The sequence below is a fragment of the Bacillus paranthracis genome, from assembly GCF_001883995.1.
In the GTDB taxonomy this organism is placed as follows: Bacteria; Bacillota; Bacilli; order Bacillales; family Bacillaceae_G; genus Bacillus_A; species Bacillus_A paranthracis.
In genome coordinates this window covers 107,031-124,105 of the sequence record NZ_MACE01000049.1, presented here as the reverse complement: position 1 = coordinate 124,105, position 17,075 = coordinate 107,031, and the positions used below count along the sequence as shown (strand labels likewise).

Below are 17,075 nucleotides of genomic sequence, written 5' to 3'. Positions count from 1 at the left end.
ATGTCAAAAGAGAATATAAAAAAACGATTCCGCAACTGGCGTACCTGGGTTGCGGTTTTTTCATTGGTTGGATTTTTATTTACGAAAATCGGAATGCCTGAAGCAAAGAACTTTCTTGAAGAATTGCTCCCCTATGTATTTACAGTAGGTGTCTCACTTGGTATTTGGACAGATCATGAAGAAAAAGGAGCAGATGCTGAATGAAAAAATCAATCAAACTAGCTACCTCTGTATTTATGACTCTATTGCTCCTGTTAAGTTTTGCTACAGGAGCTTTTGCTGATAGAACGCTTATTATTCCTGATTTACCAAAGCAGTCATACCGCTATGGCGTAGGTGCTTATGAAGGCGTTGTGGCGCATAGTACAGCAACTCCAGAGGCTCCGGCTATTAATATTCAAAAATACGAATCTCGTACATGGCGCTCAGCATTTGTACATTACGCAGTTGATTGGAACGAAACAATCCAAATTGCTGATACGAAATACATTGCTTATGGTGCAGGACCAGGAGCTAATAAACGATTTGTTCACGTAGAATTATGCGAAACAAGAGATTATGAGAAATTTAAACGCAGCTATGATAAATACGTTAAGTTATTAGCTAAAATCTTACGTGACCGCGGAATATCAGTAGAAAAAGGATTGTGGACTCACTACGATGTGACGAAATATCTTGGTGGTACAGATCATGAAGACCCACTTGATTACTTAAAGTCTCATGGTGTTTCAGAAGCTCAATTCCGCGCTGATGTGCAACGAGCATACAATAACTCTAACGTGGAAGTTTCCGTGCCAGAGAAACCATCTAAACCAGCGGAGGTTCCAACAGCTGTAACAGATGGTATTGCTTATATTGAAGGTTACAACGTTAACTTACGTAAAGGACCTGGTACAAGCTATTCTAAGATTCGTCAGTTAAACAAACCAGAAGCTTATGTTGTATGGGCTGAAAAAGATAGTTGGTTAAACCTTGGCGGTGAGCAATGGATTAAAAATGATCCATCTTACGTGAAGTTTAGTAAGAAAAGCACAGTGGATTCTTCTATTGTAGGTAAACGCGTTGTTTCTAAAGTTAATAACCTGCGATTCTACGATGCTCCATCTTGGCAAGATAAAGATGTTGCTGGTTCTGTAGATGCAGGTTTAGGTTTTACAATTGACGCAAAAACAAACGTAAATGGATCCCCGCAATATAAAGTGCACAATAGTAAAGGTAAAACGTATTATATTACTGCAAGTGAAGCCTATGTGTATGTGAAACAAAAATAAAAGCCGTCATTTGACGGCTTTTTTTATTTATTTTGTATTAAACAGGATCAGTTGGACGAAACGGATCACCTGGGGTAAACTGCCCATTCAACACCGTATTCCCTTGCTGAATCACACCTGCGAAGCTAATACCCCATGTGTTTATGGTAACTGGCGAGAGAGGGTCGGTCGGAAGGGTAGGATCAGTCGGCCTAATCGGATCTACCGGTTTCGTCACCCGAACTACGTAAATCGGCTCTTGCGGTATTGTTGGTTCTTGTGGTGCAAACACCCTTATGCTAAACAACTGCCGTGGTGGAATCGTAAATGTAACTGGTCCAACAAAGGGAGTTACTCCTTCAGGCTCACAATAGATACATCCTCCATTGCGCGTAGTAACATCTGAACCACCGTTACCATTTCCGTTATCATCATCGTTAATTAATTCCCCACAAAGGTATCCATAAGAAGGGTATACATCACCATCACAAGTATCTTGGTAATTCTGCACCGCTATAGTTACAGTTTGTGGCTCGTCTGTTTGATTAAGTGCAGAAACTTGAATGAAATCAGTGTCTGCATTACGGAATAGAGGGCCGGATGTATACGTTTGATAGCGAGGTTCACAATGACAATCACAGTCGCATTTTTTATGTTTTTTCCGATAGCACTTATGTGAACCGTCGTAATAATAGTTTGACATATTAAGCACGTACCTCCTTTTTAGTACATGCTATGCGAAGAGTAGGAGGGAAGCTTGGACAATAGAGTATAGTTGTTTAAGACATAAATAGAAAAGACCATCCCATTTTGAAGTGCACCCCAAAACTATAAAGTATAGCCCAACAACGGAGAACAAATATAATTATATCTTTAAAATTGTTGATATAATGATATGATAATGCAAAGTATATTTAGCAATAAATTAGGGGGAGTGTTAAATGCAAACACCATCAGGTGAATCTATGCAGTATATAATTGATAGTATATTGGATTACATAAAAAGGGATAAAACAAGTTATGCCATTTTGTTAAATGGGAAATGGGGGAGTGGGAAAACATATTTCTGGGAAAATGTATTAAAAGAAAAAATAGAGAAAAAAACTATTTATGTGTCATTATATGGTATTAACAGTACAGAAGAAATCAGTAAAAGGATTGCCTTAGGTAGATGGGGAAATGTTCAGAAACTTAATGAGAGTAAATGGGGCGGGAGAATGACGGAGTTAGCAAAAGCTACTTTTGGAATTCTGAAAAGCGTTGAAATACCGTTTGTTAAAGAAATGCCATTACCTAAAATAGATTTTGACCAGTTTTTTGATTATACCAATACCGTGTTGTGTTTTGATGATTTAGAAAGAGCAAACATTGATGTTAATGAAATATTAGGCTATATAAATAACTTTGTGGAACATGACGGTATAAAGGTTATTTTGATTGCTAATGAAAATGAAATAGAAGCAAAATTAAATGATAAAAATGCTGAACTTAAGATGTTAACAACTTGTTTTTATACGGATATGAAAGGGGAGTTCGATCAGAAAAGCGCCTCTGATTCAGAACCAAAACAGATACCTATAAATGATTTAATTACACGTAATTTAAAAGACTTATTTCAAAAGAAGAACGAATATAAAAGGATAAAAGAAAAGCTTATAGGTAAAACATTAACACTTCAATTAGATGAAAAAGTTCTTATAGAAAATATAGTAGTTCAAACATCAAATGAAAAACAGGATCTACAAAAGTTTCTTGAGGATAATTTAACTATAATTGAAGATACATACAGGGAAAGTAATAGTAAGAATATTAGGGTTTTAAAACAAGCACTTGAAGATTTTGAATTAATTTATCAACATTGTAAAGAAGATGGTTATGAGATAAATATGATGCTTCAATCGATATTAAAATTTGTATTGGCAGCTTCATTTGCAATAAAAACCAATATGCCAAACAATGAAGAACTAGAAGAGATTATTTCACATGATGATTTTATTACGAGCATGGGTCTATCTGGTATATTAGGTACAAAAGGAAAGAAATTCATAGAGCAATTTCGATGGAAATATTATAATGGTCAAAGTACATCCTATCAAAGGAAATTTTTTAAATTTGCTGAAGTACTAATAAGGAAGGGGATATTTAACAAAGAGTTATTTAATGAAGAGATGGATAGTTTTAAATTAGAACTAGAAGGAATCAAAAGTAAAGACCCACATGAAGACTTTATTAAAGGCTCATTTTGGAATTTATCTGATAATGAATTTTGGCAAAGCGAAAAAACTACGTACAATAAATTAGTAAATGGAGAATTGCATTTCGCTTTGTATTTTAGTGCGTACAAAATGTATGACTATTTTACAAGAGAAAAAATAATCTCTAAAAATATTATGGATATAAAACAGGAATTAATGGAGGGTTTAAAAAAAGCTGCAGAAAACGGAGAATATACTGAATTTAACTATTTTATGTTTTATGTGGAAGAAGATAGGGATGACATACATCTTGCTGAATTTAAAGACAAGATAATTGAGATAAATAATGGTTTGAAAGTGAAAAAAGAAAAAATACAGGTACAGTTGTTATTAGAATTAATGCGAACTGATTTTCATAAATTTTTCATGAAGATGAAAGAATATTATTTGTATAATCCGTTTTTTGCTTATTGTGATCCAGAAGAAATGTATGCCAATATAATCGATTTATCAGCAGAAGATATTAATACTGTTAGATTTTTAATAGAACAAAGAATGAAATTAGTTGATGATAATCATAATAGTAATCTACAAATGGAATTACCAAATTTAAGGATAATAAAGTGTAGATTGAATGATGAAATTAGTTCACGAGAAATGACACCTAGATTAGTCTTATTAATGAAATTAGTAGATGAAATTAAAGGATTTGAAAATAAGGTAAATCGTATAAATAGTATCAGTCAATCAACTTGATAATGTAATAAAATAAAAACCGGCTCATATGAGTCGGTTTTATTTCTTATCTATAGCAGGATGTTGCCAATAATCCTTCGCAATTTTAGGGACATTATCGGTTAAGAAATTATCAAAGTTGATTTTATCTAATGTAGCCCGATCAAAGGTTAATTTCATAATAGTATCATTTTTCTTGTTGCCGTATACATCTACCATTGGGTATTTATAGAAGAATGCTATTTCACTTATTTCTTTTTCTTTAGTAAAATCTTTTAGCATGTCTTTGGTATCCATCCACATGCCTTTTTTCGTCATGTTATTGGTTAAGTTTTCTTTGCCTTCGGCAGTAATTAATACAATTTTATCATCAGGGTCTTCAGTGCCTAAATTATCATTTATTTGAACAGATTCAACTTTCTTTTCACCGAATTTTTTACTTACCACTTTTTTTACTTTTTCCTCAAGTGATTCTTCTTTTTTCTCTACAGGTGGAGCGGTGGTTGTAACTTCTTTCTCTTGCTTTTTTTTCTCTTCGGCAGCTTTTTCTTTTTCCTCTTTTTGAACCTTTTCGATTGCTTCTTTTCTTTCTTTCTCTTTTTGCTTTTCAATATCAGCTGATGCGGTTTGAGAAGATGTATTTTCTTTTGCTGTATTTCCGTTACCTGTAACTAAATTAAAGATGGTTCCAAAAAACATAAAGTAAAAGAAACAAGCAACAACCATCTTCCATGCTTTTCCCGAACGGAATCCAAGTATTTTTTTATACCATTTTCTTCGTAAAGATGTGACTGTCAAATGTGTTTGAGTACGGAAAAGGGATTCAATTTGTTTCCCATTCTCTACAGGGATAAAAACAAATGGAGATCTCGTTCCAGTATCAAAATTAAAAACTGTTTTTAGAGCATAGTGGTCTGCCGTTACATGCTGATAGTCATTAAGTATGTAGGTATTAAGTGTTGATATTTTTTGTTTTGATTTATCATATTTAAAAATTTCAATTTGTTTATTAGTTACCGCAGCATAGCCTGTTCCGATTTTTGGATAGTTGCATGATGAAATAATTGGAATCGTATCATATTGTTCTTTATAAAGCTTTTCTACAGCTTGTTTAGCTAGTGTATCTACACTTGTTTTTTTCTTTTTGTCGCTCATTGTTTGCATCCCCTTGTATAGTATTATGTTTATTCCGTTAATTAAGTATAGCAAATACTTATCCGATATTTTACAAAAAGTTTATCGATAAAAAGATTTATGTAAGAAAAAAGCCAACTCTTTAAAAGAGCTAGCTTCATGAATTCATCATATGAATGAGCTTATCGCCATCAATTAACTCAATATTTTTATTCGCAGCATATTGCCGTGCGTTCGTATTGAAGTTGCTCAATGTAACGAAATACCCTCCAACAGCATCAGCATCCACGATAGCGCTATGAAGCTTCTGAATAAACGGCCTGCCAATGGAGTTTTTCGTATAGCGCTTTACCTCAACAAATTTCATTTCGTTATCTTTATAAAGGATAATGTCTTTTCCGCCATCGTTAGAACCAGAAGTAACCTGGACTGTATAACCAAGAGAACGGAAGACGTCAGCTACAAAATATTCAAATTCCCTCGGATCCATTACTTCTAAATTACTACGAGTTGCAGTTCTTTTGATTCGCTCGGTTCTAATTTCTTCAGGTGTTACGTGTGGACTTCTCATTATATAACCGACGAGAAAAACAATTCCAAGCAATGCTATTGCCCAAATCATGCAATTCACCTCAGTATGAGTATGTCCAGCCGATATTTATTTAATCTTCTAAGGTCCAGATTTCCTCGATTGGTTTACCAAGCTCTTTGCAAATTAAATACGCTGTATCGAAGCGAGGTTTAGTACGATTACGAACAATGGCACTTAGAGTGGAGTCGTCAACTCCGATACGTTTTGCAAAGTCGCTTTGCTTAATATCTAATTCAGCAAAAATGATTTTAAGTCTACATTTAAAATTCATATACACTCACCTCTAGAAATTATTTTCTATACAGAAAAATAAAGTCCTTTATAAAAAGTACAAGCTAACCAGAAAAAAGTTGTGGTGGACGTGCAAAAATGATTTTCCAGGTCATATACCTATATCAAGACCACGAGGAATACCAAGTGGAATCAAGGACACCAAGAGGGGAGAGGGCGCAAATGCGTTGGCAATATTCACATTTAAATGAAACGCCTTACCTGTATCCATCAAAAGAATTAAGAAGTATGTATAAGGATTCAAGTGGTAAAAAAGAAATAAATACAATTGTGGACCATATGGAAAGACATGAGGTTTTTAATAATCGTGAGTACAAAGGCTATTACCGTTTATCAAAAGATATTATGGATGATTTATATGAAGATGAGGATGAAGTGCTTGATTGGGGAGATGTCATTAATGAGTATCAACCGGTTATGACACCGAAGGGATTACAACTCATTCGAAAAGAGGGATTCAAATGACAATCGTTGGTGAAGCAGTAGTGGTATGGACGGCAACTGGCTTGTCAGTGATTACGATGAAGGTCGCAGAAAAAATGGGGCAGAGTGTTCCACATTGGCTTCCACGAATGACCATGTACTCAACGCTCACAGGCTCGTTCTTGTATCTTCTACGTTATGTTCTTTTCGCGTTTCTATAAGGGAATACCAACCTGGAATTGTAGGACTTTTACAGGTCGTTAACATATAGCACGTACGGGAGTCTTCCAAAAATAAGGGATATATACCCTTATAAAGGGTATATGGGGAGTGGAGAAAATGATTGAATTATTACTCGTTCCGATTGCAGGTTTGACTGTGGCATTATTCGGTGAAAAGTTCGAAAGTAAAAATGATGATAAGAAAAAAATACAGGTGTTTTTTGAGGTAGCTGGTATTGCGATTAAAAGAAATAATGAAGAAAAATTACAATATCCAAAATTCCAAATACAAATCGATGATGATCGTAGCACGACTTATGTATATACTTTACCGTTAGGCATGCCGAGTAAAATTATACAGAAGGTTGAGGATGTAGTTTCAGAAGGGTTAAATAAGCCAGTACGCATTGAGTACGATAATTATAAATTGAATATCCGTGTATTCCATCGGGAAATACCGGAGGAGTGGTATTGGTCAACTGAATTAGTGAAGAAAGGGAAATGGCGCGTGCCAATGGGGCAGAGCTTGGAAAAACTTATTTATCATGATTTTGATAAAACACCACATATGACCTTAGGTGGATTAACAAGAATGGGAAAGACGGTCTTCTTGAAAAATGTCGTTACCTCTCTTATTACAGCACAGCCTAACCACACGCATCTGTATATTATCGATTTGAAAGGTGGATTAGAGTTCGGTCCATATAAAAATTTGCAGCAAGTAGAACAGGTGGCTGAAACGCCTGTGCAAGCATTCGTAGTATTGGAAAACATTTTAAAGAAGATGGAAGAGAAATTGAAATACATGAAAGAAAACAGATACACGAATGTCGTGGAAACAAAAGAGAAAGAACGGTTCTTTGTAATCGTAGATGAAGGTGCTGAATTATGCCCAGATAGAAGCATGAAGGAACAGCATAGAAAATTATTAGGATTATGCCAACAAAGACTCTCCTATATTGCGCGCATAGGTGGGGCACTTGGTTTCAGACTTATCTTTTGTACACAGTACCCAACTGGAGATACATTACCGCGTCAAGTAAAACAAAATGCAGATGCAAAATTAGGCTTTCGTTTACCGACAAAAACTGCATCCGAAGTAGTAATTGATGAACCTGGATTAGAATCGATACAGAGTATTCCAGGGCGTGCGATTTTTAAAACAGATCGGCTCACTGAAATTCAAGTTCCTTATATTAGCGATGAAATGATGTGGAAGCATCTAAAAAAATATGAGGTGAAAAAGCATGAACATCCAGAGCCACATGAAAATCAACCGTCAGATGGCGATACTTGCGACGATTAGAAAGCTTCAGTTTGCAACAAGAAGGCATTTGATGAGTGTGCACGATATGGGTGGTATTCGAAATGCAAACCGTATTATGGGAGATTTAAAAACATACGTGAGTAAAACGATGCAAGGGAAAGAATACGTGTATTATCTCAATAAAGAAGGGCATGCCATGTTCGGTGATGATGGCAAGGTTGTATCGAGAGGAAAACTAGCTCATGCATTATTACGGAATGAAGCGTGGTTACACTTGTTTTGTCCAGACGATTGGCAGATTGAAACGGATATACGTTATATAAAGAATAAAGAGAAAAAGAAAATTGTACCGGATGTGAAGTTTCGCGATGAAGAAGGAATACTCCATGCAGTTGAAGTAGATCGCTCACAGAAAATGAAAGTGAATGAAGAGAAGATAAAAAAATACGAAGAACTTACGCAAATTTATAAACAGAAACATAACGGGAAAGTGCCAGTGATTCATTTTTTTACAGTGACGAAATATAGAGAAAAGAAACTAGAAGAGTTAGCTACTAAATATGATGTGTTTGCGAGGGTGTATGTAATTGAAGAAATATAAAAAAGTGCTAACAAGTTTGCAAACCAAACTGCAAACCAAACTGCAAACAAAAATGCAAACTAAACGAATACTTCTTAGTAATGGCAAGAGGGAAATGGTCGCTGATATGCCCTCTAAACCCCTATATATTAACGCTTATTAACGTTGCATAATCATACATAATTCGTACTACTTCACCCGCACGCAATCTGGGCACCATGTAGTAAAGAACTTAACAACTACTGGCTCCTCGCTTGCGATGATGTCTTTAAATTCCTGTTCAGATTTGATTTCTTTCATGTTAGTTTCTCCTTTTTCACTATCAATATTTTTGGTTATTTAGTTGGTGTATTTGCTGTGAAAGGAAAACTTATAACGAGAACCTTTCTTTTCGGAAAATTCGTTAGCAAATTGATCCACCGCAGTTTCTTGAAGTCCTGGTACATATGAGTAGATATCCAGTGTGATTCTACTTCTTATGTCCTAGTCTTATATGCATCTTAAATCTAGAAATGAATATTAGGAACCTCACTTTTCTTTATAAGCTTTTTCGTGAGCTGTGTCAAACTTCTGAAATTGTAAGGCTACTATTTATTAATAAGGTAAATTGTATTCATGATAGCCATTGCTATAAAGTTCTTTTCCACATATATTTTTATGAGGTGTTGTGAGAGAAGAGATTAAGTGGCGTTAGCGGAGTTCCAGCAACAATTACACCTAAATAAAGTAATGCAGGTAAAAGAAGCAAGGCTAACAAGAAGGGAAATTGCGGCACTGTATAGAGTGAAAGAAAAACATGATATGGAGCGAGAAAGGAATCGTAAGAACATGTTAGGAAGTATTTAGCGGTAGAAGTCAGGGGGAATGTAGATGTGATAGAAAGACAGTATTACATTATTTTTTCAAAGGGGGTAACTAGGATGTTGAAATGGGTAAAGAAATTAATTTTTTAAAATGCCCACCCTGCATTGTTTGTGAGAAACAAGAAGGTGAGCTTCCATTAAACGAAATGAATGTAGTTTGTGAAAAATGTTCCTAAATTACGCATGAACAAGACATATAAAGAGATTCCTACACCCTTTATATCTTATTCCATAAATAACAAAGCTGGTGAGCTTCTGATTCAAGAGCTATTACATGATCATTATTAATAGAGTTATTCGTATACATTTTGTTCTTTTGAATATTAAGGACCGTATAATTCACATTGTTATGTTCATTCGAAAATGTTGATTCGTTTAATAATGTTAATGTTGAGTTGATGTTATATTTATCAATTCGCTCTTTTTTTCCTTTGAAAAACAGTTTAATAAGATGTGGCTCATCATTAATGAGCAAACCAAGTTCAGGTGATGAGCGGACGATTAAATTATGTGATAACCAATGTGATTTACCTGGATCAAACCAAGAGACGTCTTTGTTTTTAATAAATTTTTTATACTGCTTTATAACATCAATGTAGTTTTGCTTTTTCTTCTGGTCAACAGTTTGTACTAATGTTTCAAAACAGTCAAAAGCTAGTTTGTTTTTATGAAATTTAATAACAGTTTCTCGTAATTGTTTCCAGTAATCAAAAACTGGGTGATATTCAGGTTGAGATTTAAAATTCTTTACAAAATTTGTTTTAGCTGCACTACTTTTCAGTGTAAAGTCTAAAAATTGTGTAAGTCCTACCTTAATTTCCGCCATGTTACACCCCCTTTCCGAACATTACTAATTCGATAGTGGAAAGGGAAATCCTGCATTTTGAAGGCGGTGAACGAGATGCTAGATGATGAAGAGTTGACGGAACAAGAACGGCTCTTTTGTTTGTATTATGTGAAATACTTTAAAGGGAAACAAGCTGTACGGAAAGTTAGGTATGTAAAGAGAAGCACGCATAGTACGAGTAGTCGATTACTTAGAAGAGAACGTATAGCATTTCAGGTCAGAGAGCTTAAAGCAAAAATGGTTGAAACTATATTTTGGGAAGTAATGAGTGGGTTAAATGAGTAAATCAAGATTGCTTTTACTAATACGAAAAAAGGTCCTGTTGTTTCCAACAGGACCTTTCCTAAAATGGCAAAGAGTAACTCTTACCTTACTCTTCTCGTATATAATACATGAAAAAGATAGATGTGTATACAACAAGAAATTCCAATATAATTATTCGGATATAGTGTTTAAAAATAAAAGGGGGGAATTTCAAATAAGGAATTAAATTACAAACGCTGATTTATCAGGTGATACAAATGAATTTCTATCAAATTGTAGTTAATAAAGTGATATTGAGATAATAAGATATGTAATTTTGCATACCGGATTGTAAAAGCGAACAAGGGTATAAATGATCTAAATAATACGGAAGTTGAGGGAGAGTAATACTAAAATTTTATTTGTGTTTTTACTGTAATAAATTCATTTGAATAGAAGTGAAAAATAGAGGTTTGCCTTAGTCATTTATGAAAGTCAAGAATATTTATAACCATAGGAGTAAATACACAGGTCCGATTTTTGTAATGATGGAGGGAATTGTTGTGGACATAACTCAAAGTATGGCACGAATAGTGGTTAATGGGAAAGATCTTCCGTTTCGTTCAGTTAGTACTTCTGTATGGAATCAAGGGCCTGTAAATGATTTAATTGTTTCAACAAACGAAAGAGTCGAGGATTTTTATCAATTTATGTGGTCGCAAGTACCAGTAATGCTTGCGATGTATTTTCTTCAAGGGGCAGACTTAATGAGGTTTGCTAGAATTACTGGGATTAATCAAAATGTAACGGGAGAATATATTTATCATTTCTCTTGGGGATAAAATGAATGTAAAGTAGCGTAACAGCTACTTTTTTAATTTGTAAAGGAATTTAATGAGGTTAAGAAAATAAGATTAGAGCGTGATATAGATAATTTGTGACTGTTTTTAAACTCATAAATATAATTAGTTGCTTCTTTTAACACAAGGGAGCGATTGATAGACTAGCTTAAAAAATAAGATTGTAACTATCTTTTAAAATAATAAATGTTAATTTTTACTTTTTTGGATGAACTATTTTTATATAAAAATCATATAATATGTTGCGGGACAAGCAAACAGCTTATAAACTATTGAATACTCAATGAGATTACCTTTTGTATATCTTCGTATTTACTGATCCAGATGTTCTTTTTTATCGAACAAAACGCCCATTATGATAGGAGGTTAATAATGGGGATGACATTAGAGGAATTAGAAAAGTGTTATATTAAAGCCTTAATTGAGGGAGCAGAGTACGTAGCTGTTCAGATTGAAATAGATGGATTTCATAGTGAGGAAGTAATTATTAACGACAAATATAATATAGATTCTGAATTAAAGTATTATAAGAAAACATACAATGAAAATTTAGAACATAGATGGACCCCAGGGATTCGTATTATAGGTTTTGCATATGGCTATTCGTTCTCAGAAATTCTACATGAATTAGGGTTGCTAGTGAAGTAATGATAAAACAAATCACAATTATTGTACGTGATGCCGTGATTTTAATGGCGTCTTTTTTTGTTGTGAAGGAAAGGTAAAAATAAAAAAGAGGGCTTAAGCCCTCTTTTTATAAATGCCTAACTTTTATGCACAGATTGGAATTCCTAATGCTATTAAAGTCAATGCTACTTGAAGAGAAAGTTCTAATCTAGCAATTTCGATTCCAGCAACTGATACCACTAAAAGAGGTTGTCCATTAACGAACAAAACACAACTTTCCATATTTACACCTCCCTTCTAGTAATCTACTACAATATATGAATTAAATTTAAATAACGTTATAGTTAAATTAATGAATTTTATAAAATTGATAAATTAATCTATCATATAAAATGAATTTTTATTGGTCTAACAACTGCTTCTTTATCACCTTATATAAAGGGTATGAATATATTAGTAGTATATAAAAGCATAGGAGTGATAGATATGTTTTTTGCAAAGCTACGTGGTAGAAATGAAGTTCCACCAGTAGAAACAGACGCTCGAGGGGAGGCTTTCTTTAAATTAAGCCAGGACGAGCTTAGCCTAAAATTTAAGTTGGATTTATTTGATATAGAGGATGTAGTAGTTGCCCATCTGCATATTGGAGCAAAAGGAACTAATGGTCCTGTTGTAGCTTTTTTATTTGGACCTATAACAAATCCGGTTTCAATAGAGTGTGCAACGCTTACGGGAATAATTACTCAAGAAGATTTGGTTGGGCCGTTAGCGGGTCAAACATTAGCTACTCTTGTAAATGAAATCATATCTGGAAACATTTATATTAATGTTCATACAGTACAACATCCTAATGGTGAAATTCGTGGACAATTGAATTATTGCTAAGAAATTATAGTAGTGAAAAATAAAGCATCCGTTTAGGGTGCTTTTATTTTGTGGAGGATGTATAGATAGATAATTTACCTTTAATAATCTTAAAAATTCATTTGTATAGTTTTGAAGGTAATCGAATGGAATTAGAAATAGTGAATTTTTTACCTTTTTAGTTTGTAAAATAATTATCGAAAACTTGTAAATGAAATGCCCCTCCGAAAATTAAATTAGTATTAGGAGATAAACTTTGTAAATGAAATATGAAAGGGTAAGAGAGAATAGAAATTTTTAAACCTAATCAAAGCTAATAGACTAACTTTCAGCACCCACTGAAATAAAGAATCATAACATAATTTGTAATAACTTATATGAAAGTGAGCTGAAAAAAATGTTTTATTCGTATTTTTATTCTCAAGCGGGTATGCGACCAGCATATGGTACATCAATAACGTTTAGCGGAGCACAAAGTACAGTTCAAGCTGTTCAACAAGCGTTACAAATGCAACAACAAATGCAAATGCAACAACAAGGTATCCAGCCGTATTATTCATCCATGGAGTATTTTTATCCAGTGCATCAAATCACACCGTATGGAAGTTCTTTTCTTACGATTCCATATGGAACTGTCTTCAATCTATAAGCTGAAAATTTTATGAATAGGAGCAGGAATCCCAAACCGATTATTAACCTAACCATTACCAATTGGATATATACGGGAAACCCAGCTCCCACCTACCTTTATCACAGATGCCGAATTTTGAGGTATCCGCAAATAGCGGAAATAATTGAGGGGGGTGAGTGTATATGTAAGCGTCAAATAGTTCCATCTACAATTTGTAAATAGCTGATGAGATAATCTTTGTACATACTCTACAAGTTGTTTTTGGGTAAGAAAATATCGTCGATCGAAGAAAGAATGAGAATTATCTTATCATGAAAAATGATGGATAGCGGCACTATATGAAAAGATACATGAACATTTACTAACGCGAACCAGGACGAGAGGTAGCAACGAAATCCTATCTGTGGTTATATCGTACAGGAAGATTGTCCTATGACTATCAATTTACAAGAGCAGGAGAACATCCGGACCGTTTTTCCCCATTTTGAAGTATATTTATAGCCATAACATCTTATGTTTTGTTTATAATTGTAAATAGTTATTGAAATGTATGAATATTTTTTATGAATAAAAAGGAAAAATAATGCAACTTTTTAATTTGTTTATTCGTGTTATATATGAAAGGAGGAGGGGGATGGAGATTGAAGAAATATATAAAGTTTATATAAACGATGTGTACCGGTATTTATTTTCCCTTTCTCGTAGCCATCATGTAGCGGAGGACTTGATGCAGGAGACTTTTTATCGGGCGTTTCTTTATCTAGAAGACTATGAAAACCAAAAGGTGAAATCATGGCTTTTTAAAGTGGCATATCATACCTTTATTGATTTTGTTAGGAAAGAGAAAAAAGTAGCTTTTGTAGGAACGGAGGAATTAGAAACAATTCAAGCAGGTGAATCTACAGAAGAGTATGTAGTCGCAAAAAATAGTTATGAAAAATTAATTCAGATTATTCATACTTTACCAGTGGTAGAGGCGCAAGCTATTTTATTATGTGACGTACATCAATTAACGTACGAAGAGGGTGCTTCTGTATTAGATTTAAAGTTAAACACGTATAAAAGTCACATGTTTCGCGGGAGAAAGAGATTAAAAGAATTGTTAAAGGAGGAAAAGAGTCAAAATGACAAATGATAAACCTCATTCTGAACAAGATGATTATAAAGAATTGTTACAAGAAGCTCTTCATCAAAGGCCGGATGCACTTTCTAATGGAAAACAGGAGCAAGTGATGAAAATAGGGAAAAAAAGAGCGCGTATTACGAATGTTTTAATTGTATTTACTTTTTTATTACTTATTCAACCTATATTATATATATCTACTCTCGCATACTATGTATTTGCACCTACAAACGCAATGGAGATACGGAATGTAGTAAATCAAACATTAAGTGTAACAGAACCAAATGTATTTTTGAAAGATAGGGACATGGAGCAAACATTGTTACCGCTTAGTTTACAATTGCATTTTGAGTTGTATAAAAGGGTAGGGAAGAAAGATATTCGAATAGGGGAAGAGAAAACAGATTATATATTTAGTAGAGCAACGAAAGTTAGCCGTGAATATACAACAGATGAAAAAATTCCGGAAGTCCCATATATAGATAACGAGGTATTGTCTCATCCTAATAATTATAATTCATCCTATAATAGTAGTGAAGAAGCGCAAGTATTAAAGGGTCTTCCGCAAGAATCTGTTGTAGAAGCATTTATATCTTTTAGAGAATTGTTGAGTGTACAAGAGGTAACGAATATGTTTCCCACTATTGATATCGTCTGGTATGCCGTTAATACAGGGTTAGAGGAGAAGCAAACGAATGACGAGGGTATGTATGTTGCTCCGATTGGCTTTCCAGCAGATATGATTTCAAGACCAAGTGGTGCTTTTGTGAGTGATTCACCTCATGAGGAACAATTTATTGATGTGTTAAAGTCATTACAAAAGCATGAAAATTTAGCAGTGAAGCTATCTAGAGCGAAAGTATTAGAGTTGTCAAAGCGTATTTCTTTCCTTGAAAAAAATGGGGTAAAAACATATGGGGCAGTTGTAACAGGACCTAAAGCAGAAGTTGAAAAATTAATGAGCCACGAAAAAGTTAGAAAATTGAAAGTAGGTGAAGTGAGGTTATGGAATTGGCATTCTTAAAAAAAAGAAAGAATCATATTTATATACAGGAAACGTGGATGGGGACTATTTCATTAATTATTGCCTTTCTGGCGTTATTATATTTGAACATTATATTGCTTATACAAGAAACATTTATAGGTAAAGGTTTTCTGCAAATAGTTGGTATTGGATTGGTATGCTCAGTCATAGGAATGATCACAAAAAGAAAAAGTCGGAAATATGCATTGTGGGCATGTAGTTTATATCTTTTTATGCTATTGTTTTCTATATTTGGATTTATGTTAGGTTGGATGATAAGCTTTGGACCATAAAAATGTGTGAAAGGACGAATGTAAGTTCGTTCTTTTTTATGCATAAAAAGTAAAATAGAAAGGAAAGGGATTTATCAAATTTGAATAGAGATCACTATACTACTAGGTTGTTTTGTTATTGAAATGTCTTCCGCTTACGTGTATATAAATAGGCGACAAGTATAGGGGGAAAACAATAGTTCGTCCAAACATTGTGAATCTCTTTTACATAATATGGAGTAATAAGCATGAAAGGGGAACGAGTATGTCTTGCTATTACTACTGTAAGTATTGTAAAGAATATAAAAAGAAACAGCATAACTGTTGTAAGAACAATAGTAAGTGTAATGACAACAGGGATAGTCTTGTTAGGGCATCAGCATTTAGAGCTAGAAATACTGTGGATCAAAATGTTCCTGCTAATACTTTTGTGAAAGTGTTATTCCAAAATGAACAATTTGATTTAGCGAATGAGTATAATCCAGAAACATCTATTTTTATACCGAAGACTAAAGGAGTATATTCTTTTATTGGAACGATTGGTTTCTTTCCTAACGATCCAAGTTTAAATTATAGAGCACGGGTAGAAATTCGTGTGAATGGCAATGCAGCAATTGCTATAGATAATGACTTTTTTGGTCCAATAGGTTTTGGAAATGTAGTAAGTGTTTCGACGATTATTCAATTGCATGAAGGAGATCGAGTTGAGGTTTATGCACAAAGTAGCATAGACGGAGTTTTAAGTACTTCGGAAGACGGCTCACATTTTGAAGCAGCAAGATTCCCTTCTCCAATTAAATAACGAAGAGAATAAAATACTTTTCAGTAGGTCTAGTTAATCCCCTGTACCGAATGGTGGGGGATTATTATTGTTTATTTAAAATATACAAGTGAATCGATTAAATATAGTTTGTTTCATGAAAATTTCACATGCTAAAGATGTAATGATGAAAGGTGAATTTTAAAAATTATTTTTTACAGTTTTGATGTTGAAAGGGCTATCTTATTTTAAGTATTAAATCTTCTGCAGGTA

The 17,075-nt window shown here is 33.8% G+C and carries 23 protein-coding genes and 2 pseudogenes; 17 read left to right on the top strand and 8 right to left on the bottom strand.

Going from position 1 to position 17,075, the window contains the following annotated elements:
• Positions 1–204: a hypothetical protein gene (locus BAQ46_RS17615; RefSeq protein WP_071742252.1), complete on the top strand. Its 204-nt coding sequence runs from the start codon at positions 1–3 to the stop codon at positions 202–204.
• Positions 201–1,271, top strand: coding sequence for an N-acetylmuramoyl-L-alanine amidase (locus BAQ46_RS17610; protein ID WP_071742251.1), 1,071 nt, complete (start codon positions 201–203; stop codon positions 1,269–1,271). Before BAQ46_RS17615 ends, BAQ46_RS17610 begins: the two co-directional genes overlap by 4 nt.
• A 37-nt stretch (positions 1,272–1,308) precedes the next feature.
• Here the strand turns inward: BAQ46_RS17610 and BAQ46_RS31095 are convergent, their stop codons facing one another.
• The gene (locus BAQ46_RS31095; protein ID WP_116777245.1) at positions 1,309–1,953 is read right to left on the bottom strand and encodes a sodium:proton exchanger; all 645 of its coding nucleotides are present in this window, start codon (positions 1,951–1,953) and stop codon (positions 1,309–1,311) included.
• 238 nt (positions 1,954–2,191) lie between these two features.
• Between BAQ46_RS31095 and BAQ46_RS17595 the strand changes: the two genes are divergently transcribed.
• The gene (locus BAQ46_RS17595; protein WP_071742249.1) at positions 2,192–4,201 is read left to right on the top strand and encodes a P-loop NTPase fold protein; all 2,010 of its coding nucleotides are present in this window, start codon (positions 2,192–2,194) and stop codon (positions 4,199–4,201) included.
• A gap of 39 nt (positions 4,202–4,240) precedes the next feature.
• On the opposite strand, the gene BAQ46_RS31090 is transcribed toward BAQ46_RS17595, so the two are convergent.
• The 3 genes from BAQ46_RS31090 to BAQ46_RS17580 all read right to left on the bottom strand — a co-directional run bounded on the left by BAQ46_RS31090 (position 4,241) and on the right by BAQ46_RS17580 (position 6,177).
• The gene (locus BAQ46_RS31090; RefSeq protein ID WP_249024555.1) at positions 4,241–5,335 is read right to left on the bottom strand and encodes a hypothetical protein; all 1,095 of its coding nucleotides are present in this window, start codon (positions 5,333–5,335) and stop codon (positions 4,241–4,243) included.
• Between the two features lie 136 nt (positions 5,336–5,471).
• Positions 5,472–5,936, bottom strand: a complete 465-nt coding sequence (locus tag BAQ46_RS17585; protein WP_071742248.1) for a restriction endonuclease — start codon at positions 5,934–5,936, stop codon at positions 5,472–5,474.
• A gap of 40 nt (positions 5,937–5,976) precedes the next feature.
• Positions 5,977–6,177, bottom strand: a complete 201-nt coding sequence (locus tag BAQ46_RS17580) for a helix-turn-helix transcriptional regulator (RefSeq protein ID WP_071742247.1) — start codon at positions 6,175–6,177, stop codon at positions 5,977–5,979.
• A 182-nt stretch (positions 6,178–6,359) separates the two neighbouring features.
• Here BAQ46_RS17580 and BAQ46_RS17575 point away from each other — a divergent pair, with 182 nt between their 5' ends.
• The 4 genes from BAQ46_RS17575 (at position 6,360) to BAQ46_RS17560 (ending at position 8,709) form a co-directional block, all read left to right on the top strand.
• Positions 6,360–6,662, top strand: coding sequence for a hypothetical protein (locus tag BAQ46_RS17575; RefSeq protein ID WP_071742246.1), 303 nt, complete (start codon positions 6,360–6,362; stop codon positions 6,660–6,662).
• A complete protein-coding gene (locus BAQ46_RS17570) occupies positions 6,659–6,841 on the top strand; it encodes a hypothetical protein (RefSeq protein WP_071742245.1) in 183 nt (60 codons plus the stop codon). Before BAQ46_RS17575 ends, BAQ46_RS17570 begins: the two co-directional genes overlap by 4 nt.
• A gap of 118 nt (positions 6,842–6,959) precedes the next feature.
• Positions 6,960–8,147, top strand: coding sequence for an FtsK/SpoIIIE domain-containing protein (locus BAQ46_RS17565; RefSeq protein WP_071742244.1), 1,188 nt, complete (start codon positions 6,960–6,962; stop codon positions 8,145–8,147).
• Positions 8,089–8,709, top strand: coding sequence for a replication-relaxation family protein (locus tag BAQ46_RS17560; protein WP_071742243.1), 621 nt, complete (start codon positions 8,089–8,091; stop codon positions 8,707–8,709). Before BAQ46_RS17565 ends, BAQ46_RS17560 begins: the two co-directional genes overlap by 59 nt.
• A gap of 174 nt (positions 8,710–8,883) precedes the next feature.
• Here BAQ46_RS17560 and BAQ46_RS17555 read toward each other — a convergent pair.
• Positions 8,884–8,988, bottom strand: a pseudogene (locus BAQ46_RS17555) (thioredoxin domain-containing protein); the annotation flags it as partial.
• Between the two features lie 39 nt (positions 8,989–9,027).
• A pseudogene (locus BAQ46_RS31560) lies at positions 9,028–9,263 on the bottom strand (hypothetical protein); the annotation flags it as partial.
• A gap of 109 nt (positions 9,264–9,372) precedes the next feature.
• Between BAQ46_RS31560 and BAQ46_RS30725 the strand changes: the two are divergent.
• Positions 9,373–9,534, top strand: a complete 162-nt coding sequence (locus tag BAQ46_RS30725) for a hypothetical protein (protein WP_001972344.1) — start codon at positions 9,373–9,375, stop codon at positions 9,532–9,534.
• Positions 9,535–9,768: 234 nt separating this feature from the next.
• Here the strand turns inward: BAQ46_RS30725 and BAQ46_RS17550 are convergent, their stop codons facing one another.
• Positions 9,769–10,377, bottom strand: a complete 609-nt coding sequence (locus tag BAQ46_RS17550) for a hypothetical protein (protein ID WP_071742242.1) — start codon at positions 10,375–10,377, stop codon at positions 9,769–9,771.
• Positions 10,378–10,452: 75 nt separating this feature from the next.
• Here BAQ46_RS17550 and BAQ46_RS17545 point away from each other — a divergent pair, with 75 nt between their 5' ends.
• The 3 genes from BAQ46_RS17545 to BAQ46_RS17530 all read left to right on the top strand — a co-directional run bounded on the left by BAQ46_RS17545 (position 10,453) and on the right by BAQ46_RS17530 (position 12,149).
• Positions 10,453–10,683: a terminase small subunit gene (locus BAQ46_RS17545; protein WP_071742241.1), complete on the top strand. Its 231-nt coding sequence runs from the start codon at positions 10,453–10,455 to the stop codon at positions 10,681–10,683.
• A gap of 446 nt (positions 10,684–11,129) precedes the next feature.
• Entirely contained in the window at positions 11,130–11,483 is a 354-nt protein-coding gene (locus BAQ46_RS17535) for a hypothetical protein (protein ID WP_076868193.1), read from the top strand.
• Between the two features lie 390 nt (positions 11,484–11,873).
• Complete coding sequence (locus BAQ46_RS17530; protein ID WP_000525900.1) at positions 11,874–12,149, top strand: hypothetical protein; 276 nt, start codon at positions 11,874–11,876, stop codon at positions 12,147–12,149.
• Between the two features lie 123 nt (positions 12,150–12,272).
• Here the strand turns inward: BAQ46_RS17530 and BAQ46_RS17525 are convergent, their stop codons facing one another.
• Positions 12,273–12,410, bottom strand: coding sequence for a DUF3956 family protein (locus BAQ46_RS17525; protein ID WP_000443219.1), 138 nt, complete (start codon positions 12,408–12,410; stop codon positions 12,273–12,275).
• A 204-nt stretch (positions 12,411–12,614) separates the two neighbouring features.
• Here BAQ46_RS17525 and BAQ46_RS17520 point away from each other — a divergent pair, with 204 nt between their 5' ends.
• From BAQ46_RS17520 to BAQ46_RS17490, 6 genes are all read left to right on the top strand, one after another.
• Entirely contained in the window at positions 12,615–13,013 is a 399-nt protein-coding gene (locus BAQ46_RS17520) for a CHRD domain-containing protein (protein WP_000464534.1), read from the top strand.
• A 376-nt stretch (positions 13,014–13,389) separates the two neighbouring features.
• The gene (locus tag BAQ46_RS17515; protein WP_000500111.1) at positions 13,390–13,641 is read left to right on the top strand and encodes a DUF3947 family protein; all 252 of its coding nucleotides are present in this window, start codon (positions 13,390–13,392) and stop codon (positions 13,639–13,641) included.
• Positions 13,642–14,257: 616 nt separating this feature from the next.
• Positions 14,258–14,758 (top strand): sigma-70 family RNA polymerase sigma factor, encoded by a 501-nt coding sequence (locus BAQ46_RS17510; protein WP_071742240.1) that lies wholly within the window; start codon positions 14,258–14,260, stop codon positions 14,756–14,758.
• Positions 14,748–15,770, top strand: coding sequence for an anti-sigma factor (locus BAQ46_RS17505; protein WP_071742239.1), 1,023 nt, complete (start codon positions 14,748–14,750; stop codon positions 15,768–15,770). Before BAQ46_RS17510 ends, BAQ46_RS17505 begins: the two co-directional genes overlap by 11 nt.
• Entirely contained in the window at positions 15,752–16,063 is a 312-nt protein-coding gene (locus tag BAQ46_RS17500; RefSeq protein WP_071742238.1) for a hypothetical protein, read from the top strand. The genes BAQ46_RS17505 and BAQ46_RS17500 overlap by 19 nt, the downstream gene beginning before the upstream one ends.
• 244 nt (positions 16,064–16,307) lie before the next feature.
• The gene (locus BAQ46_RS17490; protein ID WP_071742237.1) at positions 16,308–16,844 is read left to right on the top strand and encodes a C1q-like domain-containing protein; all 537 of its coding nucleotides are present in this window, start codon (positions 16,308–16,310) and stop codon (positions 16,842–16,844) included.
• The last annotated feature ends 231 nt before the right edge of the window (positions 16,845–17,075 follow it).

Bases quoted from the DNA above. Each gene is read 5' to 3' on its own strand.
- BAQ46_RS17615 (WP_071742252.1), top strand. From the start codon at position 1: ATGTCAAAAGAGAATATAAAAAAACGATTCCGCAACTGGCGTACCTGG.
- BAQ46_RS17610 (WP_071742251.1), top strand. From the start codon at position 201: ATGAAAAAATCAATCAAACTAGCTACCTCTGTATTTATGACTCTATTG.
- BAQ46_RS31095 (WP_116777245.1), bottom strand. From the start codon at position 1,953: ATGTCAAACTATTATTACGACGGTTCACATAAGTGCTATCGGAAAAAA.
- BAQ46_RS17595 (WP_071742249.1), top strand. From the start codon at position 2,192: ATGCAAACACCATCAGGTGAATCTATGCAGTATATAATTGATAGTATA.
- BAQ46_RS31090 (WP_249024555.1), bottom strand. From the start codon at position 5,335: ATGAGCGACAAAAAGAAAAAAACAAGTGTAGATACACTAGCTAAACAA.
- BAQ46_RS17585 (WP_071742248.1), bottom strand. From the start codon at position 5,936: ATGATTTGGGCAATAGCATTGCTTGGAATTGTTTTTCTCGTCGGTTAT.
- BAQ46_RS17580 (WP_071742247.1), bottom strand. From the start codon at position 6,177: ATGAATTTTAAATGTAGACTTAAAATCATTTTTGCTGAATTAGATATT.
- BAQ46_RS17575 (WP_071742246.1), top strand. From the start codon at position 6,360: ATGCGTTGGCAATATTCACATTTAAATGAAACGCCTTACCTGTATCCA.
- BAQ46_RS17570 (WP_071742245.1), top strand. From the start codon at position 6,659: ATGACAATCGTTGGTGAAGCAGTAGTGGTATGGACGGCAACTGGCTTG.
- BAQ46_RS17565 (WP_071742244.1), top strand. From the start codon at position 6,960: ATGATTGAATTATTACTCGTTCCGATTGCAGGTTTGACTGTGGCATTA.
- BAQ46_RS17560 (WP_071742243.1), top strand. From the start codon at position 8,089: ATGAACATCCAGAGCCACATGAAAATCAACCGTCAGATGGCGATACTT.
- BAQ46_RS17550 (WP_071742242.1), bottom strand. From the start codon at position 10,377: ATGGCGGAAATTAAGGTAGGACTTACACAATTTTTAGACTTTACACTG.
- BAQ46_RS17545 (WP_071742241.1), top strand. From the start codon at position 10,453: ATGCTAGATGATGAAGAGTTGACGGAACAAGAACGGCTCTTTTGTTTG.
- BAQ46_RS17535 (WP_076868193.1), top strand. From the start codon at position 11,130: ATGAAAGTCAAGAATATTTATAACCATAGGAGTAAATACACAGGTCCG.
- BAQ46_RS17530 (WP_000525900.1), top strand. From the start codon at position 11,874: ATGGGGATGACATTAGAGGAATTAGAAAAGTGTTATATTAAAGCCTTA.
- BAQ46_RS17525 (WP_000443219.1), bottom strand. From the start codon at position 12,410: ATGGAAAGTTGTGTTTTGTTCGTTAATGGACAACCTCTTTTAGTGGTA.
- BAQ46_RS17520 (WP_000464534.1), top strand. From the start codon at position 12,615: ATGTTTTTTGCAAAGCTACGTGGTAGAAATGAAGTTCCACCAGTAGAA.
- BAQ46_RS17515 (WP_000500111.1), top strand. From the start codon at position 13,390: ATGTTTTATTCGTATTTTTATTCTCAAGCGGGTATGCGACCAGCATAT.
- BAQ46_RS17510 (WP_071742240.1), top strand. From the start codon at position 14,258: ATGGAGATTGAAGAAATATATAAAGTTTATATAAACGATGTGTACCGG.
- BAQ46_RS17505 (WP_071742239.1), top strand. From the start codon at position 14,748: ATGACAAATGATAAACCTCATTCTGAACAAGATGATTATAAAGAATTG.
- BAQ46_RS17500 (WP_071742238.1), top strand. From the start codon at position 15,752: ATGGAATTGGCATTCTTAAAAAAAAGAAAGAATCATATTTATATACAG.
- BAQ46_RS17490 (WP_071742237.1), top strand. From the start codon at position 16,308: ATGTCTTGCTATTACTACTGTAAGTATTGTAAAGAATATAAAAAGAAA.